This is a genomic window from Roseateles amylovorans (assembly GCF_025398155.2).
Lineage (GTDB): Bacteria > Pseudomonadota > Gammaproteobacteria > Burkholderiales > Burkholderiaceae_C > Roseateles > Roseateles amylovorans.
The window spans coordinates 2,071,178-2,094,330 of record NZ_CP104562.2; the positions used below are offsets into that span (position 1 = coordinate 2,071,178).

Consider the following 23,153-nt stretch of genomic DNA (forward strand, 5'->3'; position numbering starts at 1 on the left):
CTGAGGCGCGCGTCCGACGCGACGCGGTGAGAGAAGTATGAAGACAGAGTTGGGTCTGCGTGCCGAGCAGGCGTCGCCCATCGTGGCCCTGCTGGACGGTGACCTGCCCAGCCGCCTGCCGGCGGCCCGGCCGCAGCCGGCCGAAGTGGTCGATCCGATCCGGCGCGCCCGCGCCTTTGCCGAACCGCTGCTGGCGGACCGTCTGCTGGATACCGGCGAACCGGCGCTCGAGCACGCCGATGGCGTGGCGGTGATCCTGGCTGGCGTCGGGGCGGCGCCCACGATGCAGGCCGCCTCCTATCTGGTGTATGCCGGCGACTATCTGAACAAGCCGGAGGAGATCGTCGCCAAAGCCTTTGGCGAGAGCGATGCCAGCCTGGTCAGCCACACCCGGCGCCTGGTGCAGATCCAGCGTGCGGCGCGCGAGGCCAAGGTCGAGAACCAACGCCGGCAGGAGCAGACCGAGCTGGTGCGCAAGATGCTGCTGGCGTTCTCGCGCGACCTGCGAGTGGTGCTGCTGCGGCTGGCGTCGCGACTGCAGACGCTGCGCTGGTTCGCGGCCAGCAAGACCGCCTGCCCGCGCGAGCTCGCGGCGGAGTCGCTGCAGGTGTTTGCGCCGCTGGCCAATCGTCTGGGCATCTGGCAGATCAAATGGGAGCTGGAAGATCTGTCCTTCCGCTTCCTGGAGCCGGAGCAATATCACCAGCTGGCCCGCGGCCTGCATGAAAAGCGGGTGGAGCGCGAGCAGTCGGTCGACGCGGTGCGCGCCACGCTGGAACGGGTGCTGCGCGACCAGGGCATCGCGGCGCAGGTGCAGGGGCGGCCGAAGCACCTCTACAGCATCTGGAAGAAGATGCGCGGCAAGGGACTCACGCTGGAGCGGGTTTTCGACCTGCGCGCGCTGCGTGTGATCGTTCCCGAGATCGCTGATTGCTACGCCGCCCTGGCCCGGCTGCATGAGCGCTATCAGCCGGTCGACGGCGAGTTCGACGACTACATCGCCCGGCCCAAGCCCAACGGCTACCAATCGCTGCACACGGTGGTGATGGCCGAGGACGGTCGGCCGATGGAGGTCCAGATCCGTACCCGCGCCATGCATGAGCATGCGGAGCACGGCGTCGCGGCGCATTGGGCCTACAAGGAAGCGGGTACCAAGGGTTATGCGGGCGTCGTCGCTGCCGGTGAGTTCGAGGAACAGGTGGCGCAGGCCCGCAAGGCGGTGTTGCGCCAACTGCTGGCCTGGGAGCGCGACTTCGCCGCCGAAAGCGGCCCCGCCTTCGACGACCGGCTGTATGTCTTCACCCCGCAGGCCTCGGTGATCGAGCTGTGCGCGGGCGCCACGGCGATCGACTTCGCTTATGCGCTGCACACGGACCTGGGCCATCGCTGCCGCGGCGCGAAGGTCGACGGCCAGATGGTGCCGCTCAACACCCCGCTGAAGAGCGGCCAGACGGTGGAGATCGTCGCGCTGAAGGAAGGCGGCCCGTCGCTGGACTGGTTGAATGCGGAACTGGGTTATCTGCAGAGCCCGCGCAGCAAGGCCAAGGTCCGTGCCTGGTTCAATGCACAAGCGCAGTCACAAACCATCGCCAAGGGTCGCGAGCTGGTCGAGAAGCTGCTGCAGCGTGAAGGCAAGACCGCGATCAAGCTGGAAGACCTGGCCGGGCGGCTGGGCTTCAAGAACGCGGATGCGCTCTTTGAGGTCGTCGGCAAGGACGAGTACTCGCTGCGCAACATCGAGACCCTGCTGCGCCCGCCCGTTCAGGAACCCGACGAGGACGCCGTGCTGGCGCAGCGCCACACCCGCGGCGAGGTGCCGGATGCACGCACCCCCAAGGGCGGCGTGCTGGTGGTGGGCGTGGACTCGCTGCTCACCAGCCTGGCCCGTTGCTGCCGACCGGCGCCGCCCGACCAGATCACCGGCTATGTGACCCGCGGGAAGGGCGTGGCGATTCATCGCTGCGATTGCGCCAACCTGCGGGAGATGGCCAGGGCCTCGCCCGAGCGGGTGATCGCCGTGGCTTGGGGTGAGCCGTCTTCGGACAAGATGGGCAAGGCGGCGCAATACCCGGTGGATCTGGTGGTGGAGGCGAACGACCGACCGGGCCTGCTGCGTGATGTGCTGGAGCTGTTTGCCAAGGACAAGCTGGCCGTGGTGGCAGTGAACCAGCAAAGCGGCAAGGGCAAGCCGGCCCGCAACGACCTGTCGCGCATGAGTTTCACGGTGGAGGTCAGTGATGCGCAGCGTCTGAATCAGACCTTGGCCAGCTTGTCGCAGCTCTCCGGCGTTCGGAGCGCGCGGCGACGCTGAGATTTTTCGCATCGGCATCCCGGCGGGTGGCGGTGCGCGGAATCGGCGTCGAAGCCCTGTCCATCGGAGTTGTGAGGCAGGGGGCAAAGCCGGTGGCAAAACGCAATGCTGCGACTGTGCGTTAATCGCTCTTTTTCCTGCAGATTCATCGACGAGTCTCGAAATCCGGTCTATACTGCGAAGCTCTTCAGGCGCGTAGCTCAGTTGGTTAGAGCACCACCTTGACATGGTGGGGGTCGTTGGTTCGAATCCAATCGCGCCTACCACGAATAAAAGACGGTTTGGGGATTTCTTGGGTATTTCCAAGAGCCCCAAACAATCGAATGATTCGTGGAGCTGAAGAAAACGAAACCGGCGCCAAGCCGGTTTTTTCGTTTCTGGGCTGGACTCCGCCGCAGGCGAGCCACTGACCGCTGTCACCGTCAAGGTAGTTCGGCCAGACGCTCACGCTGATCGAACTGCGTCTGCTACGCCAAGGTCTTTCAGCGCCCAGAAGCTACGCTCGTCCTGCCTTGCCAGGAGAAACGACCACTGCGGCACTCGAATGCCGTCCCGGGCGGTGCTTCCATCCCATCGCGTACTGGTCATTGACGACGTCTCCGTATTCCTGAAGCGCAATTTCAGCGTTCTGCTGATGGCCGTGGCGGTCGTTTCGGTCACAGTGCCAGGCTCGTTCCATCGCCCGGGAGACAGCATGAGATCTCGCGAAGCTCGCCAAGGTCTTGAGGCCGCCGTGCCGGCCGCCGAAGGTCGCTCCGCAACATCCCTTGCGCGCGCCGGCCACGCCAGCCCGTCGATTGCGCCGCGTCGGACCTTCCAGGAGGCGATCGATGGATCGCCTCGCCTGGTGGCCCAGAGCCGCGCGATCGGGGCCTTGTTCGACGACGCACGAACAGGACGTGGGCACGCCGGAGGTGGGACCGTGCCGGGGGCCTCGTCGAGTCCTTCCGTCGCCCAGCGGGTGCTGAACACGGAACTGGAGGAGGGTCGGCTCCATGTGATCGGTGAAGACCATCGGAAGACGGTTGAACGGCGCCAGCTGGAGGCGTTCTTCGCAGACGAGCACCAGCTCGGCTATATGACGGAAGAGGAGTTCGACATCCCCGCCACCCAGCAGCGGGGCGATCCGACGCCTCTGCGCATCCTGTTCGCCTTGGCCAGGATCCGGGACCTGACCCGCGATTTCGATCGCGCCGCAGTGCACGATCGAGCGGCCCTTTTCGCCCCGTTCACCTATGTCATCGAAACCGTGACCGGGGACTTCGACCGGTATGCGTTGCCGGGCGCGCCAATCCGCCAGTTGTTCCAGGCCATGTCGGCACACCTCCGGAATCAACAAATGGACGAGGCGCGCACCGACATTGAAGAAATGGTCCAGATCGTCGACCCCGGCAAGATGCTCGGCAGCGCGAGCGGCTTGGCGGTTGCCCGAAGCTTGGCAATGCACGAAGCCGCAACGGCGCAGCCGGGGCGCGCGGTCATGTGGATGGTGGGCCGCCGCCACGTCGAGGACATCGATCGGGAACATCCGGACGGACGCAACTACCTGCTGCTCGATGACGCCGTGCTCGACGCGTTGGCGCAGAACGTGCAAGTCGTGCAGGGCGCGCAGGACGACGATGTACTGCTCGGAGGACCGCACACTGGCGTGGTCATCGAGGAGTTGGAGGACGAGGACGACGGCCAGGGCAACGGGACAGGCGGTGCCACGACGTCCGCCGCGGTGGTGGAGGAGGTCGACTGAGCCGCAGGCAAAGCGGCTCCTGCGGGACCTTCACGTACCGGTCGGCGCGGTGTCCGCGTCCGCCAACTTCTTGCGATGGCTCGCCGCAGGCGACTTGCGCGCGGCCTTGTTGCCGCGTAGCTGGATGGTCTCATCAACACGAACCCGGTCAATGACCTGGCGACCGTACTTGGCCGATCTCGGCCAGGGGGGCAGGCTTCATGCGGTCACGCCGCGTGGTCCATCTGCCCGGAGTGGCATCCAGCAAGCGCCGCTGTGTCAGCGGCGACATCACCTGCGACTCGTGCCGATGTGCCGTTCGTTCGATGCGTCTTAGCCCACTGCGGTCGTCCCGACGGCCTTCAACGCCGCCACCACTCGAGCATGCGTGCCCACCAACGCCGGTGAGGCATCAAAGTGCGCCGCATACCGAGCCATGAAGGCCTCTGTGCTCTCGCGATCCAGGCTGATCAATTCGCGGGCCCGTTGCGCGACCATCAGCGGCGTGGCGTCGGAATCGCCATCGCCGTCCAGCGCTTCATCCAGCATCACGATCAGCCGGCTCAGGGGCTCAAGCCAGCGCATCTCTTCGGCGTAGGCCATCACCTGCAGGAAGTCGCCGGCGCCTTGCTGCCCATGCTGCTTTTCATACTGTCGCCGTTCGAGGTCCACCAGACTGCGATGGAGGTCGAGCAGCGTGATGCGAAGGGTCTTGCAGGCGTCGGTGAGCATCGCGATGAGGTCCTGGTCGAGACGCATCTGCTGCGTCGATGGGGAAGTGATCATCGAGCTTACCGCTGAGACGCGCGCGCAGCGACCGCCTCCCGCGAAATCCGAATTCACCCACCCCGGCAGCCAGAGAGCGGCCTCTCCCAGCCGGGAGAGACTGCCGCCTGTGCTGCCTCTCGTGCGGCTCGGTGCGGCAGACAGCGTCGCGCGCAGCGCGGCGTCACCTGGGAGAAATGGGGAGGCGAAGTCGTCCAGTGACAGCGGGCGTGCCCTCTATCATCTGCCTCCATGTCCGATGATCTGAACGACCCCGGGAACGCGCCGCGTCAGCGCCGCCGCAAAGGCAGCGGCGCGGTGACCTTGCGCGATGTGGCCAAGCTGGCCGGCGTCGCGCCGATCACGGCGTCACGTGCCATCAACACGCCGGCGCAGGTGTCGCCGGAGGTGCGGGAACGCGTGCAGGCCGCCGTGCGCAGCACCGGTTATGTGCCCAACCTGCTGGCGGGGGCGTTGTCTTCGATGAAAAGCCGAATGGTGGGCGTGGCGGTGCCCACCATCGCCGGCCCGGTCTTCCTGGACACGGTGCAAAGCCTCACCGAGGCGCTGTTCGAATCCGGCTATCAGGTGTTGCTGGGACAGACCGGCTACGACAACGCCCGCGAGGACGCCTGGCTGGACGCGATGATCGGCCGTCGCCCCGACGGTCTGGTGCTCACCGGCACCAGCCATTCCCCGCAGACCCGCACCCGCTTGCGGGCGTCGGGCGTGCCGGTGGTGGAGACCTGGGACCAGAGCGACGACCCGATCGACATGCTGGTTGGGTTCTCGCATGTCGCGGTGGGTCGGGCGGTGGCGGACTATCTAGTGGCGCGCGGCTATCGGCGTCTGGCTGGTGTGGCCGGCAGTGACGAGCGCGCCCAGCGGCGCTTCCACGCCTTCCAGGAGCGGGCGAAAGCGCTGGGCATCGCGGAGGTCCCGGTGGCCACTGTCGCCACGCCGACCACGCTGGGCAGCGGTCGGCAAGGCCTGGCCCAACTGCTGCAGCGGCAGCCCGACATCGATGCGGTGTTCTGCAGCTCGGACTCGCTCGCCTTGGGCGTGATGGTCGAGGCGCAGGCGCGCGGCCTGAGGATTCCGGCGCAACTGGCGGTGGTCGGCTTCGGCGACCTCGCCCTGGCGGCCGATCTGGCGCCCGCGCTGACCACGGTGCGCATCGACGGCCTGGCCATCGGCCGACAGGCGGCGAAGTTCATCGTCGAGCGCGCCGGAGGCCCGGTCGCGCAGCGCAGCATCGACATCGGTTTCCAGATCGTGCCCCGCGCCAGCACCTGAGCGTCTCAACGTCTGAACGCTTGAACAGGTGAAAGCGTGAAAGCGTGCACGGGAGTGAGCGGGTGAATCGCCCGTCCCACCCGTGTTTTCCCCGGGCTGATGGGCGCCATGGTACCGATACCATCGACGCCATAACAAGAGGGTGACGGCGCCTGCCAAGAGGCCGGGCGCCGCAAGCCTTTCCCCTCGCCAACACGGAGACTGATTCATGACCTCGCGTTTTTCTCGCCTCGGGTGGGCTGTGGCCGCCGCTGTCCTGTCCACCTCGGCCTGGGCCCAGGATTCCTGGCCGAATCAACCGGTGAAGCTGGTGGTGCCGTTCGCACCCGGCGGCACCTCGGACGTGCTGGGGCGCGAAGTGGCCGCGCGGCTGCAGGCGCAACTCAAGCAGACCGTCATCGTCGACAACAAGGCCGGTGCCGGCGGCGTGCTGGGAGCTGACAGCGTGGCCAAGGCCGCACCGGACGGCTACACCGTGCTGCTGGGCACCATCGCCACGCATGCGATCAATCCGGCGCTGATGCCCAAGATGCCCTACAACGCGGCCAAGGACTTCGCACCGGTGATCCTGCTGGGCAAGATTTCCAACGTGCTGCTGGTGGGGCCGAACCAGTCCACCCGCACGGTCAAGGAGCTGATCTCGCAAGCCAAGGCCAAGCCGGGTGAGATTGCCTTCGCCTCTGCGGGGCAGGGCACGTCCCAGCATCTGTCGGGTGAAGTCTTCAAGCTGCTGACCGGCGCGGAGCTGACCCACATTCCCTACAAGGGCAGTGCGCCGGCGATCCAGGACGTGATGGGCGGCCAGGTCCCGATGAGTTTCGAAACCGTGACGGTGGCCCTGCCGCAGCTCAAGGCGGGCAAGGTGCGCGCGTTGGCGGTGACCTCCGCCAAGCGGAGCAGCCAACTGCCGGATGTGCCGACGATGCAGGAGTCGGGCGTGGCGGGCTTCGATGTGTCGAGCTGGCAGGCGCTCTACCTGCCCGCAGGCACGCCGGCGCCGATCGTGGCCCGACTCAATGCCGAGGTGCAGAAGATCGTCGCCATGCAGGAAGTCAAGGCCAAGATGGAAGCGCTGGGTCTGGAATACACACCCAATTCGCCGCAGCAGTTTGCCGAGTTCCAGAAAACCGAACAGGCGCGCTGGGCCAAGGTCATCAAGGACGGCAACGTCACGCCTTGACCACGGCCACCCGCATCGCGGCCCCAGCGCCGCTGCCGCAGCGCCTTGGCGACCTTCGGGGAGCCGGGCGCTGATTCATTTGGAGGCAGCATCGACCGGCGGTCCCGGTCGTTCCTGGTGGCGGCTGGACGGCCCGCCGTTTGCCCTGTGCCTACCCTGTGGCGTTGCAACGCGCACATCGGGGGAAAACACTCGTCGGGCGGCCGACGGGCGCCCTCCTAGAATGATCCTCAAACCCTAGAGGAGACAGCATGGTGACGGCCCGACGCGGCAAGACCGCCCCTGGCACCGACGAGTCCGCGCAGCCCAAGGGGCCGCGGGTGCTCAAGAAGTATCCGAACCGACGCCTCTACGACACCCAGACCAGCAGCTACATCACGCTGGCCGACGTCAAGAAGATGGTGCTGGAAGGCGCTGAGTTCGAAGTGCGCGATGCCAAGTCCGGCGACGAGCTGACCCGGTCCATCCTGCTGCAGATCATCCTGGAGGAGGAGATGGGGGGCATGCCCATGTTCTCCACGCCGTTGCTGGCGCAGATCATCCGCTTCTATGGCCATGCGATGCAGGGCCTGATGGGCGCATCGCTCGAGAAGAACCTTCAGGCCTTCACCGAGATGCAGACCCGTTTCAACGAACAGAGCAAGGGCGCGCCCTTCAGTCCGGAGCTCTGGACCCAGTTCATGAGCGGTCAGGCGCCGATGATGCAGGGCCTGATGGGCAACTACCTGGAGCAGTCCAAGAACCTGTTCCTGCAGATGCAGGAACAGTTCCAGAACGCCGGCACGATCTTCCCCGGTATGCCCGGCATGCCCGGTTTCCCGCCACCGAAAAAGTAGGCGGGCGAGGCTCCGCGCCTTTCAGACCCCGTGGGCCCGATGCCAGTCCGCCAGCGACGCCTTGGGGTAGGTGGGCACCTGTTCATCGCCCGCTTGATCGTCCACCTCCACCCACTCGGGTTTGGAGCCGAGCATCATGTGCACATGCGCGGGCGGCACGGGCAGCGGGGTGTCGATGGCGCCGGCATGCGGATGGATGAGATCGGGCCAGGTCTTGTCATACAGCCAGAGTGCGGTGCCGCAACGGCCGCAGAAGTGGCGTTCAGCGGTGCTCTGCTTGCCGTCGATGACCGCCTGATAGACCTTCAGGTAGCGCATGCCCTTGAGCAGCTTGAAGCTGCGATGGTCCGCGCCCAGGTTGATCGCATAGCCGCCGGTGCCTGCCGTCTTGCGGCAGATGCTGCAGTAGCAGCGCATGAACGGCACTGGTTCGTTGGACTCCACCGAGAATCGCACGCTGCCGCAGTGGCATGAACCGTCGAGATGCATGATGGGAAGCTCCTGTGCGGGATGGGCCATGGGGCAGATGCCCCGGACTGCCCTTGGGGGCAATCATGAGTCCTGCCCATGCCGGCTCGAACGGCTTCCGACATGAACACCTTGCTGCTCTTCATCGCCACGGCGCTGGCGGAAATCATGGGCTGCTATCTGCCCTATCTCTGGCTGAAGCAGGACCGCTCCGCCTGGCTGCTGATCCCCGCCGCGCTCAGCCTGATGCTGTTTGCGTGGCTGCTGACGCTGCATGACGCCGCCTCGGGCCGCGTCTATGCCGCCTACGGCGGCGTCTACATCGGCGTGGCGATCCTGTGGCTCTGGCTGGTGGACGGCATGCGGCCCACGGTGTGGGACGGTGTGGGCGCAGCGGTGGCCCTGTGCGGCATGGGGATCATCATGTTTCAACCGCGCGGCTGAGTGGTGTCATCGGGCGCGACAGCGCGCGGTGCTCATCCGCGAGCAGTGACCGCAGCACCGTGTGCAGCGGCCCAGGCTGCACCGGCTTGCGAAGGACGAGATAGCCCTCCGCTTCGGCGCGATGGAGATCGGGCAGATCCCACTCGCCAGTGACCACCACACCGCGGGCATGCGGGGCGCGGTCCAGGATGGCGAGCATCAGCCGATAGCCGCCGTCGTCGTGACGCAGGCGCAGATCGCTCATCACGACATCCGGGGTGAAGCCGTCGCTCAGCGCGGCATGTGCTTGAGCACCATCGGCGGCGATCCGGCAGGTCAGGCCCCATTCGCCCAGCAGATGCTGCAGGCCGCGGGTCACGCCCAGGTCGTCGTCGATGATCAAGACCTGGCCACGCAGCGCGTCGAAGGGCGTGTCGTCCACCCGTGATCGCGGCGCGCTGGTCGATGTGGCCTTGGCCTCGGGCAGGGCGATGCGGAAGCAGGAACCGCGTCCCGGTGTCGAGTGCCAGTCGATGGTGCCGCCCAGCCGCCGCACGCAATCCCGCACCACGGACAGGCCCAGCCCCTGGCCCTCTCCGGTGACCTGCGCGGCGTTGTCGCCGCGATGGAATTCCGCGAACAGCCCCTCCCGCTGCGGCGCGGCCACGCCGACGCCGGTGTCCCAGACCTCGATCGCCCAGCCCTCGCCGCGGCGTCGAACCGCCAGCAGCACGCCGCCCCGGGGCGTGTAGCGCAGCGCGTTGTGCAGCAGGTTGGACAGGGCGCGGCGCAGCAGCATCGGCTCGGCCACAACCCAGGCCGGCGCTTCGGGTCCGCGAATGCGCCATGCCAGCCCTCGGGCCTGGGCCTCGGGCTGGAAGCGCTCATGCAACTCCGAGAGCAAGGGCGTCAGCGCCATCGGCTGCAGGGCGAGATCGGCCCGACGGCTGTCGAGCGCGGACACGTCGAGCAGGGAGTTCAGCAGTTCGTTGACATGGCCGGCCGCCTGCGCGATGTCCACCAGCAGTGGCGCGAGCGATGCATCGCGGTTGCGTTGCAAGGCGGCCTGCGCCGTGAGCGTCAAGGCGTACAGCGGCTGGCGCAGGTCGTGGCTGGCCGTGGCCAGGAACAGGCTCTTCTCCCGCGAGGCGGCCGCCGCCAGATCACGCGCTTCCTTGTGGGCCTGCGCAAGCGCCAGGCTCTGACGTTGGAGGGTGGATTGCTGCAGGAAGAAGCCGTGCGAGCTGCGTGCATGCCGCCACACCAGCCACGGATAGAGCCCGCACAGCGGCAGCACCGCCATCCAAAGCGTTGGGAAGGCGAAGGGCACGGCCAGGGATGCCAAGGTCCAGGCCGGCAACAGATAACGGGCAAACACCCGCAGATCGGCTGCGGCGAAGGTGACGGTGGACGCCGTGGTGCCGGCGAGCACCAGGTACAGGAACAACGCGAATTCGACGGACGCGCCGGCGGCGCCGGTCCACGGCAGCAGGCCCCAGATCGTGCCGAACAGCAGGGCGGTGCGTTCCAGCGGTTGCGCCCAGCGCGCCTCGAAGGCGGCGCCGTCGAGCGTGGCCAGATCGCTGCGAAAGCGACGCCGCGCGATCACCACGCCCAGCGCGGCGACGCCGTACAAGGCCGCCCAGCACCAGGCCAGCAGCGACGAGGTGCCTGCGGGCGCGCTGACGATCACCACCAGCGGAATCACCAGCGCGGCGATCTCCACGGACGCGCGCTGGCCGATCAGCGGGAGCAACTCGGAACGGGTCGACGGCTCGGACATGGCGGAACAGCGGGTCGGAAAGGCGCGAGTATCGATGCTCGATTCGGCGTGGATCGGCCGCGGAGGTAACAGTCTGGGTCCAAGGGGTCGTGCCGGCGCTCACCGCACGGTGGGCGCGACGCGCGATCCCATCGATGCCATTGTCCCGGCGGGCTTTGGCGCGACCGACGCCATCAGCGTCCGCCATTGTCTTTGCCCTTGCCCTTGCCCTTGTCCTTGCGTTTGCCAGCGCCCGCGTCATCGAATGGCGCAAGGCGAGGGGGCAGCTCAGAGCACCGCGTACCGACCCGGTTTATGGTTGACCGCGATGAACAGATTCATCACCACGGCGGCCAGGATGGAATACGCGACTCGGCTCGGCTCGATGACGGTGAGCGCGAGCAGCACGATGGCGCAGTCCATGCCCATCTGCACCTTGCCGGCTCGCCAGCCCTTGGCCCGCTGCAGGTAGAGCGACACGATGGTCGCGCCACCCAGGCTCGCACGGTGCCGCGCCAGGAACAGGCAGCCCGATCCCAGCAGCAGGCCACCCAGCACGGCGGCATAGGCCGGATGCAGCCGGTCGATGGCGAACAGGCGCGGTGAGAACTCGGTCATCAGCGACAGCAGCGCGATCGAGATGAAGGTCTTGACCGTGAACTCGCGCCCCATGCGGGTCCAGGCGAACCAATAGAAGGGCAGGTTGATCACGAAGAACAGCTTGCCCAGGCTGATGCCGGTCGCGTAGTGAAGCACGAAGGCCGCGCCCGCCGTGCCGCCGGTCAGCAGGCCGACTTGGGCGAACAGGATCAGCGCCAGCGAAACAAACAGCGCGCCGGTAAAAAGCGCTTGGGCATCTTCAAACAGGGTGTGGGATCGGACCGCAAGATCGTCCAGGGCAGGGATCGGCGGCGCGGCGTCGGGCGCAGGCGTGGGAGCGGGAGCGGGAGCGGGAGAGGGCACGTCATTCATTCGAAGAGAGAAGCAGGAAATGTGCCTGAGAGCTCAGTTGGGCACTCGGCCGGAGGCTTGCCGAAGGAACACCGGCGGGGGGGAACTGAGGTCGGCGTGGTCGATGACGCGGCCGTGGAAGCGAGAGGTGAGAGGCGTGAGGTGCGAGGCGAGAGGCGCGAGGTGAGAGCGAAAAGGAGGCGAGTGAACCGCTGATCGTTCCGTCTGCTGACGGCATGAACGGCGTCGAGGCGGAGGATGCGGCGATCAGGTCGCCGGCGGTGCGGGCGGCGGCTGCGGCGCTGATGCCTTGGTGGCCCTTGCCTTGGCGGTTTTGGAGGCCCTGGATGCCTTGTCGGTCTTGTCGCCCTTTGCCGCCGCTGTTCGTGCTGAATGGGCTTTCGACGTTCGGGCGGCCTTCGGCGTCTGCGCGGTGGAGAGACCGCCGGCAACCTGCCTGGGCCGGGCGGTCCTGCCGACTTTCGCCGTCTTCAGCGGCTTGGCGGTGACGGCGTGTGGTGCTGCGGGATCGCTGTCGATGCGCAGGGAGGTCGGGCGGAGCGACGCCGAAGCAGCGGGCCGGGCGGCGGAGGCCGCCTCTGCGGCCGGCATCACGGCCGCACGGGCCTCGGCCTGACGCAGGAAATCCTCGTAAGCCCGGGCGGCCAGGGCACCGTCCCCGGTGCGCAGCATGCCCACCACCTTGCCCTGGCGCGTCAGCGACGCGGAGTACTGGGCCGTGTCCGCACTCCAGACGAGTCGGGCCACATCGTCACCGAGCCGCTGCCGGCGCAGCGTTTCGACCGCTTGCCCCGCCGGACGCGCGTTCTCGGCCGGTTCCGCAGGGACCGCCACAGTGGAGGTGCGGCGATTGGGGTCGACGTTGTTGCGCGCCTGTTCGACCAGCGCCAGATCCGCTGCGTCGACGGCCGGTGGTGCGGCGATCTGTTCGGGCGGCACGGCGACCGTACGCAGATCCTGACCCGGCATCACGGCCGGCGGATGGGGAGGCGCGGGCAGCGATCGCGCGGTCGTCGTCGACGCGGAGGACGACGCGCCGCTCCCTCCGGCCATCTGCCCCAACAGCACTGGGCGACCCACGTCGCCGATGGCGGCCAGCCGGCGGAAGCTGTCGAAGCCAAGCCAGGCCTCGGCCTCGTTGGTGGACTTGAGCGTGCGCCGCAGCGTGCCTTGCATCGACACGCCGACGTAATACTGGCGGCTGGGCGGGTGCAGCCAGACCTCGATGGCCGCGTCGCTCACTTCGGTGCGGCGCAGCAGGGAGACCTCTCGGTTGGCGATCCGGGCGCGCAGCTCGGCGATGTCGGCCGCTTCAGGGTGGTTGGCGGTCGACGGTGCGGGTTTCCTGCCCTTGGTGGCGCCAGCGGCCTGGCCGGTCTTTCCGTTCGGCGGGGCCTGCGCGGCAACTGCCGGTCCACTCGCCACCCACACTGCGGCCAGCATCGCGAGCACCGTCCCACGCCAGGCGGGCATGCAGGCACTCAAGCGGTCGAGGCGGCGGGGCGGATGCATGAAGGCAGATCAGTGACGGCGGCAACCGACGAAGTCAATGGATGGAGGATGTCACGTTCGACATTTTGTGTCGCCCACGTTCAGGCGGGCGGAATGGTACGACGTCAGCCCGTGGGGTTCTTCATGCGTGGGCTCAGCGTTTCTGAAGGAAACAAGTCCTGGGCGGTGGCGCGTCTCGACGTGGCTGTGGTGGGCGGCGTCTTTGGGTGGGCCTGTTATCCCTCCAGATGCGCGGACTGAATCGGCGAGGCGGCCGTCGGGCGCCCCACCGGCGTGCGCCTCGACAATTGCCTGCGCCCGGTCCCCCGTATTCATCCCGAAGCCCCGCGCATCGTTAAGCCTGCCGCTGCCCAATCGGCATCACGCTGCACCGGGTTGACGCTGTCGCATACGATCCCGCCCCAGCTCATCAGCCAGTTCGCCTGGCGGAAGTTCAATGGAATCAACAACTTACATCCCTGCCGAGGCCACCAAGGCCGCTCCCAAGATCGGTTTCGTCTCGCTCGGCTGCCCTTGAGCATTCGGATCTAAACTTTCGTCCGATGGCGAGCCCCCTTGGAACACGTCACTCAGCCTGATTCATCGCGGAGGATGTCATGAAGGACACGGCAAAGAAATACGGCATCGCTCTCGTCGAGCGAAAGGGAAAGCAGGCCCCGAAGACAGGCATGTCTTCCGGTGAGGTCAATCCTTCCACCGTCGCCGCTGCCAAGAGGGTCATCACCACTCATCGACAGGTGATTCGCGCACTCGCCAAGCGTTGACACATGCTGAGCGCCAAGGAGGTCGAGCACATCCAAGACCTGATCCTGATGGATGAGGGCGGGCTGGCCGGCACCCATGGCATGGGGCCACTTGAAGGTTCCGACCCCAGCCTCGATCACGACCTGGGCGATGACCAGCGCGGGACTGGGTATGACGTCGTACTCTGGATCGAAGAGGAAGTGGCGTTGAATGGTTTTGATCCGCCGCGGATCAAGGTGCATTCGGCCAACTCGTCAGCCCGTGCAAAGATGGAGGCGGGCATTCGATCAATTGAGCGGCTGATGGCGAATCAGCGTTCTCTGTAGTCGTCCGCGTTAGGATGCGCCGGCGACAGGATTGAACCGCGTCGCTTACAATGCCGCCCCAGCTCTCAGCCAGGCCTTCCGGCGGAACCCAAATGGAATCAACAACTTATACCCCCGCCGAGGCCACCAAGGCCGCTCCCAGCATCGGTTTCGTCTCGGTCGGCTGCCCGTAAGCGTCTGGATTGATACCGCTGAAAGCCCTCTTCGGAGGGCTTTCCTTATGGGTGGTCGCTGCCTAGACTCGCTGCTTTCAACGAGGGAGAGTACATGGCTGAAAATGTTAAGCTCACCGCGGTTGAGCGCTTGATTCTGGCGAATCAGTACGAGATTCTTGGGCTTCTCCAGAATAATGAAAGTCTGACCCGTCTGGCGACTGATCTCAAAGATGGGCATGCGTGGATTTTCGAAAGCAAGATCCGCAACCAGCTGAGTGATGAGCTGCCTGACGCTTCGGCAAAGGAAGTGTTGGCCATCCTGGGGATTTACAGTGACCTGAAGGACAGCTACGACCAACTCGGTGACAAGTCGGGGATTGATGGGCGCGCGGTCGTGTTCCCTGGCTACGACGGGAACAACGAAGGTGAACTGCTGCACTTCACTGCGGCACTTTCTGCAAACGGAAACTACTCGCAGACTATCGGCGAGCACGCGCGGAACTCGCACTGCCCGGTCCGCGACATGTACCAACGCATGGTGGATCGATGGACTGAACTCGGGAAGCCCAGGTATCCCCTCTCGAAGGAAGCCATCCTTGCGATTCTGGATGCGCAGATTCATCCCAGCAACCGGGAATGAAGGGGGTTCGTCATGAAGAGCCGCTTCAACAGCCGCGCCAGCTAGACGTCTTCGAGAGCTCCAGTCCCACTAAGGTAGGAATGCCTCCCATGTCCAATCTGGTTCACTATTTGTGAAAGAATGGGCTGCTCTTAAGCGGTTGCGTCTATAGGTGACTACATGCCGGATCTTCGTGCCGGATTGCAGGCCAAGTATCTTCCCCAGAATCGATATGCCAACTTCGGCCCGTCGCTGAAGTCGGTGCATATCCGCGGCTTTCGGGGGGTCCACGATCTTAAGGTGGATTTGCTATACCCGATCACTGCGATTTCCGGCCTTAACGGCGCGGGAAAGAGCACGGTTGGGCAATTGTGCCTAGGCGCATACCGAAAACCATCAACGGTCACCGAGATCAAGCGCTTCTATGTCCGGGACTTCTTCCCCGCGTCGGTCGCGGATCCAAACCCATTCGGACCCGACTCCTCTGTGGTATTTGAGTACAACACTACAGATCCGGTAGCACCCCAAACACTGACCGTAGCGCGAGCGGCCAAGGAGTGGTCCGGCTATAAGCGTCAACCTGAACGTAGTTGCTACTACATTGGTTTCACCATCTACATTCCGAAGGTCGAGCAGCGCGACCTGAGCATGTACCGCAGCCAGCAGCTCACTCTCGGACCGCAGCGGCCAATCCCCGAAGGTGTGCGAGAGCGCGTGGGACGAATTCTGGGGCAGCAGTACGACGCCATGCACTTCCAAGGCATCACGCACGGACAGCGCTCCGGAGAACTCGGGGTGGCCCAGCGATTTGGCGCCCAGTACTCCGAGAACAACATGGGCTTTGGCGAGGGGCGAACGCTGTATTTGGTGGACCTGATGGAGCATTCGCCGGAGCAAAGTCTGTTTGTCATCGAAGAGCCCGAAACATCTCTGCATGGCAACGCGCAGCATGAGCTCGCGAAATACTTAGTAGACGTCTGCCATCGGCGGCACCACCAAGTCATCCTCACCACGCATTCAAGCATCATCCTCGACGCGTTGCCGGCCGACGCACGAGTAATGTTGCTACGCGACGCCGCGGGAGTGGCGGCCTTTCCACAAATGTCCGCCGCCCGCGCGAAGTCGATCCTCACCGGCGGGCACCACCGCGACTTGAGCGTTCTGGTGGAGGATACGTTCGCTAAGCTGCTGCTTACAGAAATGATCCGCCGCGTCGATCCTCCGTTGCTGGCATGCATCGAGATCTTTGAAGTCGGCAATACCAAAGCCGTTCGCTCCGGAGCGCTGTTAATGGCGCGCATCAAGCGGCCGTTCGCCGCAGTGCGGGACGCTGATGTCGGACCCGATCCACAAAATGGTCTGTTTTCCTTTCCCGGAACCATGCCTCCCGAGCGAGAGGTTTATATGCGGGCGGAAGTGCAAGCGCGACTTGCCGACGAGTTTGGCATCGATGTCGCGCACATCTTCACGCAGCATCAGGTGGACAATCATCACGACTTCACCAAGATCTTGGCCGCACAGACCAGCACGTTGCCAGACTTCATGGCAACTTTGGCGGTGCGCGCGTACTTGGACGCTATTGGAAATGCGGCTTACCAGCCGATAGTGGCTGGAATTCAGACGCGACTGCCCTGATTCTCAACTCAATCCAAGGGCGAGGGAGTGCAATGGACACAGCACTTATTGGGCTTGTGGGTGTTCTGATCGGGGCACTGCTGGCCGAGCATTTTCGGCGGCGCAATCTGATAGACGCTTACTCGCAGAAGATCTTCGAGCGGCGCCTTGAGATTTACGAAGGGCTCATGGCGTTGGTGCAGAGCGGGCACGCAGTGGCTTCGGATGTCATGAGCAGCGAAAGCCTCACCAAGGAGGAGCGGCATGCAGCCATCTCTGAAGCAATCCTAGCCATCGCTGAATACACGGACGAAAACGCGCTTTATATAGATTCTGAAGTGGCGGCAAACTCAGTTGCGATGCTCATGGGAGCTGAGGGTATACAGGATATTGAGGACGAGACTGAGCGGGCTGCGGAGATTGCCGTGCTTCACAGGAGCTACAAGACGGCGAAGCATATTATTCTGGAAGAGTCCGGCATTCGGCAAATCAATAAGCACCTCAAGATTGTCTCCAAATCAAAGCCAGATTCACCCGTCATCAGACGTATAAGGGAATTAGAAAGAGACGCCAGCTAAGCACTTGGAGAAAATATATGCAAGCAGACCATTGGAAGACGCAGATTGTTCTGAACGAGGGCGAACAACTGAAGCATGAAGGTTCTCGCACCTCAGGTTTCATGGGAGAGGAGGACATCGAGTCCTACTCGGTCATCGGTCCTGACGGCGCCAAGGTGGGGTCAATCACTGTGCGCGACCACACGGCGGTCAAAGGCTTTCGTCGAACCATTTACGCCATTCAAAACGACCTTGCTGGCAAGGTGATTGCGGAAACGCGTTACACGGTTAGCTGAAGTTCGACGGCACTATGCGAGTGCGGTGATCTCAGCAAGAAATTCATTGGCTCTGGCATCCGCCGCGTGCCGCCTCAGCGCGGTTGGAGCTGGCTCGCTTGGGCCAATGGGCCAGGCCCACAATGTCCGCGCATACGTTGTGCACCCGCTTCCGGTTCCATTCTTCTTCCGTGCCAGCGATCAAAACCCTCGCTTCTCTATGCGAACGACCCGAGCGCTCAGCAGCTCTACATGGGGGTGAGGCCACTACCCACTGGCATCAGGATGCACACCTGCTTGCCCCGGCTGTCACGCCCGTTGTAACAGCTACGCTCCAACGACAGGATGCCGAACATCGGCTCGATGGAGCGGAGGCGTACCGGATCAATCTTGACCCCTTGGCGGCGGAGCCCTGTCGCCGAATCGCGGTCGGCCAGAAGCGATCCGCGCAAGGGTGCGAGTGCTGCGCCCGACCTTCTGGATCGGGCTCCAGCGCCCAGCGTCCATGTCAATGCAGTCCGCCGCAGCTCGACGCTCGCGACGGGGCAGTTTCAGCTCAATGGGGTGGCGGCTTCGGGTCGCGACGATGACGAGACGTTGCCAATGTTGAGGGACACCGTGGTCGGCGGCATCAAGCACCATCGGGGCGAGTGCGTAACCCAATGCATGCATGGCGCCGCACCATGCAGGGTAAAGGGACCAGTTGGCGAACTCCCTGACGTTCTCGATGGCGGCAACCTGCGGGCGGTGAACCTCAGCGCAGGTCACCACAGCCCAGGCAGTGGAGCGGAGTGCATCTTGATGCGGGCGCCCGTCGGGCGCCCCACCGGCGTGCGCCTCGACAATTGCCTGCGATTGGTCCCCCGTGTTCATCCCGAAGCCCCGAGCACCGTGAAGCCTGCCGCTGGCCATTCGGCATTGCGCTGCACCGGGTTGATGCTCTCGCATACAATCCCGCCCCAGCCCACCAGCCAGTTCGCCCGGCGGAAGTCAAATGGAATCAACAACTTACACCCCCGCCGAGGCCTCCAAGGCCGCTCCCAAGATCGGTTTCGTCTCGCTCGGCTGCCCCAAGGCGCTGACCGACTCCGAACTCATCCTGACCCAGCTGCGCGCCGAAGGCTATGAAACCTCCAAGACCTTCGCCGGCGCCGACCTGGTGATCGTCAACACCTGCGGCTTCATCGATGACGCCGTCAAGGAAAGCCTGGACACCATCGGCGAAGCCCTGGCCGAGAACGGCAAGGTGATCGTGACCGGTTGCCTGGGCGCGAAGGCCGGCGCCAGCAGCGACAACCTGGTGCGTGAGATGCACCCCAGCGTGCTCGCCGTCACCGGCCCGCATGCGACCCAGGAGGTGATGGACGCCGTCCACACCCATGTGCCCAAGCCGCATGACCCGTTCATCGACCTGGTCCCAGAGGCCCGCGGCGTGGCCGGCATCAAGCTCACGCCCAAGCACTACGCCTATCTGAAGATCAGCGAAGGCTGCAACCATCGCTGCTCCTTCTGCATCATCCCCAGCATGCGCGGTGACTTGGTCTCCCGCCCGATCGGCGATGTGCTGTCGGAAGCCAAGGCCCTGTTCGAGTCCGGTGTGAAGGAGTTGCTGGTCATCAGCCAGGACACCAGCGCTTACGGCGTGGACGTCAAATACCGCACCGGCTTCTGGGACGGCAAGCCGGTCAAGACCCGGATGTTCGATCTGGTCGCACAGCTTGGCGAGATCGCCAAGCCCTACGGCGCCTGGGTGCGTCTGCACTACGTCTACCCCTATCCGCATGTGGACGAGGTCCTGCCGATGATGGCGCAAGGCCTGATCCTGCCCTACCTCGACGTCCCGTTCCAGCACGCCCATCCCGATGTGCTCAAGCGCATGAAGCGCCCCGCCAACGGCGAGCGGAACCTGGAGCGCATCCAGCGCTGGCGCGAGATCTGTCCCGAGCTGGTGATCCGCTCGACCTTCATCGCCGGCTTCCCCGGCGAGACCGAAGAAGAATTCCAATACCTGCTCGACTTCATGCGTGAGGCGCAGATCGATCGCGCCGGCTGCTTCGCCTATTCGCCGATCGACGGCGCGCCAGCCAATGCGCTGGAAGGCGCGCTGCCCGATGACGTCCGCGAAGCCCGCCGCGCGCGCTTCATGGCCGTGGCCGAAGAGGTGTCGATCGCGAAGCTGCAACGCCGCATCGGCGCGACGATGCAGGTGCTGGTCGACAGCGCACCCGCGCTCGGCCGCAAGGGCGGCGTGGGTCGCTCCTATGCCGACGCGCCCGAGATCGACGGCACGGTTCGCCTGCTGCCGCCGGAAAAGGCCAGCAAGCAGTTGCGCGTCGGTGAGTTCACTCGCGCGCGCATCGTGGCCGTTGAGGGCCACGACTTGATCGCGCTGCCGATCTGAGCGGAATGCTCAACGCGGGGCGGGCTGCCCCACGATCTGGATCAACTGCAGCGTCGGCGTGAAGCGGGACGCGCCTGACTCGAGCTGGCGGGCAGTGGCTTCGCGCAGCTTGAGGAAGGTGTCGTCGCTGAACGTGTCCCGATCGTCTGCGCCAATGCTTTGCATCAGCGCTTGGCGGTCTGCCGGGTCCAGCGCCACCAACACGGCCCGGTAGAGGCAGTCTCCATTGAAGGGTGTCGGGACCTTGCGGCCATTGACGACGGCGCAGTAGTGGCCTGTGACGTCATCCAAACAGAGGGTCACCGGTGGCTTGCCCGAGGCCTTTCCGTTGCTGAACAGAGACGGCGCGAAACCGTCCTGATTCTGGATCTCCAGCCCGCGCCCTGCGGGCCATCCCTTCAGGTAAGGCAGCACATGCGGCGCAATGTCGCCGCCCAAGCCTCCCCACTGGTGAGGCATGCGGATCTCCCGAGCCGCTTCCAGCAGCAGCGGATCCAGCGTCCGGCGCGCCGGGGTGGGGCGGGCGGCTGCCGTGGTGCCGGTGCTGGTGCTGCCGGTACTGCTGTCAGCGGTCGCCTGCAGTTCGCGGTTGACCGCATTGACCCAGCACAGGTAGCGGCTGCGCATGGCGTCGTACGCCGGTGTGCGAACCTTGGCATGGGGGTCGAGCGCCGGAGACGGTGACAGCTTGCACACCATGCCCCACAGTTGGTTGCCTTGGCAAAGGCCGTCGCGAATCAGGCGTGCCTCGCCGGGGGAGAGCTGACGCAGGATGTCCGCCAGCTCCGGCAGGATCGTCGGCATGTGCTGCATCTCGTGGTCGTCCGCCATCTGGTCAGGGTCGACCGAGAGGAACCACCCGAGAAAATCCTGAGTCAGCGCCTCCATGGCCAGGCGGGGGAGGCTGTCCATGCCCTTGAGCTGCGGATGGGCCAGCAGGGCCGTGTCTATCAACGCCTGGGTGATCGTGCTGACCTTGCGCTCCAGTCGTTCCAGTTCGCGTTGTTCCTGGTTGTTCAGCCGGATCGTCTGGCCTGACGCACCCAAGTGGACATGGGTGCCTTGGCTGAAGAGACTGGTGATGGGATTGGGCATGAGCGGTGCTCCTTCATGTGTCGCTGGCGACGGTCACGCTCAGTGGGTGTCGGACGAAAATCATTCAACCGACAACCTCGGCCAGCAATTGAACCTGTCCGATTCGACGGTGCGCAAACGCGCCCGACGGAGGCGGCGTGCGGATCGCTCGCGCCGGTGCCGGCTCGCTGCGCTGCGTTAACCTGAGCCTCCGAGAGCGCACGGTTCTCTTGGCATCGATCCTCAGGAGCATTTTTTGAGCAAGCGCGGCAAGTCCACCGAACAAATCCACCACGCCTACCAACCTCCTGCGGGATGGGACGCGGTGCCGGTTCCCACCTATAAGGCCTCCACCGTGCTGTTTCCGGACACGGCGGCCTTGCACCGTCCCCGTTCGGGTGACGCCTTCGCCTACCGCTACGGCTTGCAGGGCACACCCAGCAGCCTGACCCTGGCGGCCCGTATGGCGACGTTGGAGCAGGCTCGGCATTGCGTCCTGGTGCCCAGCGGCCTGGCCGCCGTGACGCTGACCAGCCTAGCCCTGCTCAAGCCGGGGGACGAAGTGCTGCTGCCCGACAACGTCTATGGACAGAACCGGCATGTGACCGTGCGGTTGCTCGCCCGCCTGGGCATCCATCACCGCTTCTACGACCCACTGGATGCCGCCGCCTTCAGCGCCTTGATGACCGAAAAGACCCGGCTGGTCTGGCTGGAAGCGGCTGGCTCCATCACCATGGAGTTTCCCGATGTGCTCGGCCTGCTGCACGCCTGCAAGGCCCGTGGCGTGACCACCGCGATGGACAACACCTGGGGCGCCGGCATGGCTTTCAATGCCTTCGAGCTGGCGCCCGGATTGGGCGTGGACCTGTCCATGCAGGCGCTCACCAAGTTCGCCTCCGGTGGTGCCGATGTGCTGATGGGGGCGGTCTGCACGCAGGATGCGGGTCTGCATCGCCGCCTGGACGAGATGATCGAATTCCTCGGCTACGGCGTCGGCGCGAACGATGTGGAGTTGGTGCTTCGCGGCCTGCCCAGCCTGCCGTTGCGCTACCGGGCCCAGGAAGCGTCGACGCTGACGCTGGCCCGCTGGATGCAGCAGCAGCCCGCTGTCGCGCGGGTGCTGCATCCGGCGCTGCCGGGGTCGCCGGGGCATGCGTACTGGGAGGCGGTGAGCGAAGCGGGGTCTGGCTGCCTGTTCTCGGCGGTGTTCAAGCCTGCTTATTCGGCGGCCGAGGTGGATGCCTTTGTGGACGCGCTGCAGTGCTTTGGCATCGGCTATTCATGGGCCGGGCCGATGAGTTTGGCGGTGCCGTACGACCTCACGCACAGCCGCTCGCTGCCGCTGCCCTGGACGCCGGAGGAGGGTGGCACGCTGGTACGTTTCGCCATCGGCCTGGAAGATGTGGAGGACCTGCGCGCCGATCTGGCGCAGGCCCTGGCCCGATTGGGCTGATCTCAGTCCTTGGAGGCGGACGGGCCGCTGACCTTGTGCCGCATCAGTCGGCCCTTTTCGCGTTCCCAGTCGCGCTTTTTCTCGGTCTCGCGCTTGTCGTGCTGGGCCTTGCCCTTGGCCAGCGCGATCTGGGCCTTCACCCGACCGTTCTTGTAGTGCAGGTCCAACGGGATGAGGGTGAAGCCGCGCTGTTCCACCTTGCCGATGAGGCGACGGATGTCGGCCCGGCTCATCAGCAGCTTCTTGGTGCGGTCGGCCTGCGGATGCACATGGGTCGAGGCGGTGCGCAGCGGATTGATCCGGCAGCCGATCAGGAAGAGCTCGCCCTCGCGGATCACCACATAGCCGTCCGGCAACTGCACCTGTCCCGCACGGATGGCCTTGACCTCCCAGCCCTCGAGCACGAGGCCGGCTTCATATTGTTCTTCGATGTGGTATTCGAATCGGGCGCGACGGTTTTCAGCGATGGACATGCGGGTGTGCGCGGTATGCCGCGGTAGGGCGACCTGTAGGACGCGGTTCGAAAGCGAATCGCAGACGGTGCCCAACGGCAACGGATGCGACAGGGAGCGAGGCGAACGGGAACGATGCGAACAGGACGAGTGCGAACAGGATGAGGGAAACCGGCTCGGAAGGACCTGATTCTGCCTGGGTGCGCAAGCACCCGATTCACGGTGTCCGCCAACG

General features: G+C 65.1%; 22 protein-coding genes and 1 tRNA gene. 15 read left to right on the forward strand and 8 right to left on the reverse strand.

All coding sequences use genetic code 11. From position 1 onward, the window contains the following. Positions 1–37: 37 nt before the first annotated feature. The 3 genes from N4261_RS08880 to N4261_RS08890 all read left to right on the forward strand — a co-directional run bounded on the left by N4261_RS08880 (position 38) and on the right by N4261_RS08890 (position 4,055). Positions 38–2,311 carry a RelA/SpoT family protein gene (locus N4261_RS08880; protein ID WP_261759797.1) on the forward strand — a complete coding sequence of 758 codons (2,274 nt, stop codon included), beginning with the start codon at positions 38–40 and terminating at the stop codon, positions 2,309–2,311. 189 nt (positions 2,312–2,500) lie between these two features. Then, positions 2,501–2,577: transfer RNA gene (locus tag N4261_RS08885), tRNA-Val, on the forward strand. Positions 2,578–2,870: 293 nt separating this feature from the next. Continuing rightward, the gene (locus N4261_RS08890) at positions 2,871–4,055 is read left to right on the forward strand and encodes a hypothetical protein (protein ID WP_261759798.1); all 1,185 of its coding nucleotides are present in this window, start codon (positions 2,871–2,873) and stop codon (positions 4,053–4,055) included. Positions 4,056–4,367: 312 nt separating this feature from the next. Here the strand turns inward: N4261_RS08890 and N4261_RS08895 are convergent, their stop codons facing one another. Then, a complete protein-coding gene (locus tag N4261_RS08895) occupies positions 4,368–4,820 on the reverse strand; it encodes a hypothetical protein (protein WP_261759799.1) in 453 nt (150 codons plus the stop codon). A 231-nt stretch (positions 4,821–5,051) separates the two neighbouring features. Here N4261_RS08895 and N4261_RS08900 point away from each other — a divergent pair, with 231 nt between their 5' ends. The 3 genes from N4261_RS08900 (at position 5,052) to phaR (ending at position 8,111) form a co-directional block, all read left to right on the forward strand. After that, the gene (locus tag N4261_RS08900; RefSeq protein WP_261759800.1) at positions 5,052–6,095 is read left to right on the forward strand and encodes a LacI family DNA-binding transcriptional regulator; all 1,044 of its coding nucleotides are present in this window, start codon (positions 5,052–5,054) and stop codon (positions 6,093–6,095) included. A gap of 208 nt (positions 6,096–6,303) precedes the next feature. Then, positions 6,304–7,275 (forward strand): Bug family tripartite tricarboxylate transporter substrate binding protein, encoded by a 972-nt coding sequence (locus N4261_RS08905; protein WP_261759801.1) that lies wholly within the window; start codon positions 6,304–6,306, stop codon positions 7,273–7,275. A 251-nt stretch (positions 7,276–7,526) separates the two neighbouring features. Next, positions 7,527–8,111 (forward strand): polyhydroxyalkanoate synthesis repressor PhaR, encoded by a 585-nt coding sequence (phaR, locus tag N4261_RS08910; RefSeq protein ID WP_261759802.1) that lies wholly within the window; start codon positions 7,527–7,529, stop codon positions 8,109–8,111. Between the two features lie 21 nt (positions 8,112–8,132). On the opposite strand, the gene N4261_RS08915 is transcribed toward phaR, so the two are convergent. Further along, entirely contained in the window at positions 8,133–8,600 is a 468-nt protein-coding gene (locus N4261_RS08915; protein ID WP_261759803.1) for a GFA family protein, read from the reverse strand. Positions 8,601–8,702: 102 nt separating this feature from the next. On the opposite strand from N4261_RS08915, the gene N4261_RS08920 reads away from it, so the two are divergent. Further along, positions 8,703–9,023: a YnfA family protein gene (locus tag N4261_RS08920; protein WP_261759804.1), complete on the forward strand. Its 321-nt coding sequence runs from the start codon at positions 8,703–8,705 to the stop codon at positions 9,021–9,023. Here N4261_RS08920 and N4261_RS08925 read toward each other — a convergent pair. The 3 genes from N4261_RS08925 to N4261_RS08935 all read right to left on the reverse strand — a co-directional run bounded on the left by N4261_RS08925 (position 9,001) and on the right by N4261_RS08935 (position 13,248). After that, entirely contained in the window at positions 9,001–10,785 is a 1,785-nt protein-coding gene (locus tag N4261_RS08925; RefSeq protein WP_261759805.1) for an ATP-binding response regulator, read from the reverse strand. The genes N4261_RS08920 and N4261_RS08925 overlap by 23 nt on opposite strands. Before the next feature lie 267 nt (positions 10,786–11,052). Then, entirely contained in the window at positions 11,053–11,736 is a 684-nt protein-coding gene (locus tag N4261_RS08930) for a YitT family protein (RefSeq protein ID WP_261759806.1), read from the reverse strand. Between the two features lie 246 nt (positions 11,737–11,982). Next, positions 11,983–13,248, reverse strand: a complete 1,266-nt coding sequence (locus N4261_RS08935; RefSeq protein ID WP_261759807.1) for a DUF2968 domain-containing protein — start codon at positions 13,246–13,248, stop codon at positions 11,983–11,985. Between the two features lie 596 nt (positions 13,249–13,844). On the opposite strand from N4261_RS08935, the gene N4261_RS08940 reads away from it, so the two are divergent. From N4261_RS08940 to N4261_RS08965, 6 genes are all read left to right on the forward strand, one after another. Beyond that, positions 13,845–14,012, forward strand: coding sequence for a hypothetical protein (locus N4261_RS08940; RefSeq protein WP_261759808.1), 168 nt, complete (start codon positions 13,845–13,847; stop codon positions 14,010–14,012). Positions 14,013–14,015: 3 nt separating this feature from the next. After that, positions 14,016–14,318, forward strand: coding sequence for a cyclic-phosphate processing receiver domain-containing protein (locus N4261_RS08945; protein WP_261759809.1), 303 nt, complete (start codon positions 14,016–14,018; stop codon positions 14,316–14,318). Between the two features lie 267 nt (positions 14,319–14,585). Continuing rightward, positions 14,586–15,113, forward strand: coding sequence for a YfbU family protein (locus N4261_RS08950; protein WP_261759810.1), 528 nt, complete (start codon positions 14,586–14,588; stop codon positions 15,111–15,113). Positions 15,114–15,272: 159 nt separating this feature from the next. After that, positions 15,273–16,727, forward strand: a complete 1,455-nt coding sequence (locus N4261_RS08955; protein ID WP_261759811.1) for an ATP-dependent nuclease — start codon at positions 15,273–15,275, stop codon at positions 16,725–16,727. Positions 16,728–16,759: 32 nt separating this feature from the next. Then, the gene (locus N4261_RS08960; RefSeq protein ID WP_261759812.1) at positions 16,760–17,284 is read left to right on the forward strand and encodes a hypothetical protein; all 525 of its coding nucleotides are present in this window, start codon (positions 16,760–16,762) and stop codon (positions 17,282–17,284) included. Between the two features lie 17 nt (positions 17,285–17,301). After that, positions 17,302–17,559 (forward strand): hypothetical protein, encoded by a 258-nt coding sequence (locus N4261_RS08965; RefSeq protein WP_261759813.1) that lies wholly within the window; start codon positions 17,302–17,304, stop codon positions 17,557–17,559. Between the two features lie 363 nt (positions 17,560–17,922). Here N4261_RS08965 and N4261_RS08970 read toward each other — a convergent pair whose 3' ends face one another. After that, positions 17,923–18,486, reverse strand: a complete 564-nt coding sequence (locus tag N4261_RS08970) for a DNA cytosine methyltransferase (RefSeq protein WP_354005405.1) — start codon at positions 18,484–18,486, stop codon at positions 17,923–17,925. 46 nt (positions 18,487–18,532) lie between these two features. Here N4261_RS08970 and rimO point away from each other — a divergent pair, with 46 nt between their 5' ends. Beyond that, a complete protein-coding gene (gene rimO, locus N4261_RS08975; protein WP_261759815.1) occupies positions 18,533–19,939 on the forward strand; it encodes a 30S ribosomal protein S12 methylthiotransferase RimO in 1,407 nt (468 codons plus the stop codon). A gap of 9 nt (positions 19,940–19,948) precedes the next feature. Here rimO and N4261_RS08980 read toward each other — a convergent pair whose 3' ends face one another. Next, entirely contained in the window at positions 19,949–21,034 is a 1,086-nt protein-coding gene (locus N4261_RS08980) for a hypothetical protein (protein WP_261759816.1), read from the reverse strand. Positions 21,035–21,269: 235 nt separating this feature from the next. Between N4261_RS08980 and N4261_RS08985 the strand changes: the two genes are divergently transcribed. Further along, complete coding sequence (locus N4261_RS08985) at positions 21,270–22,466, forward strand: PLP-dependent transferase (RefSeq protein WP_261759817.1); 1,197 nt, start codon at positions 21,270–21,272, stop codon at positions 22,464–22,466. A gap of 2 nt (positions 22,467–22,468) precedes the next feature. Here the strand turns inward: N4261_RS08985 and smpB are convergent, their stop codons facing one another. After that, a complete protein-coding gene (gene smpB, locus N4261_RS08990; protein WP_261759818.1) occupies positions 22,469–22,939 on the reverse strand; it encodes an SsrA-binding protein SmpB in 471 nt (156 codons plus the stop codon). Between the last annotated feature and the right edge of the window lie 214 nt (positions 22,940–23,153).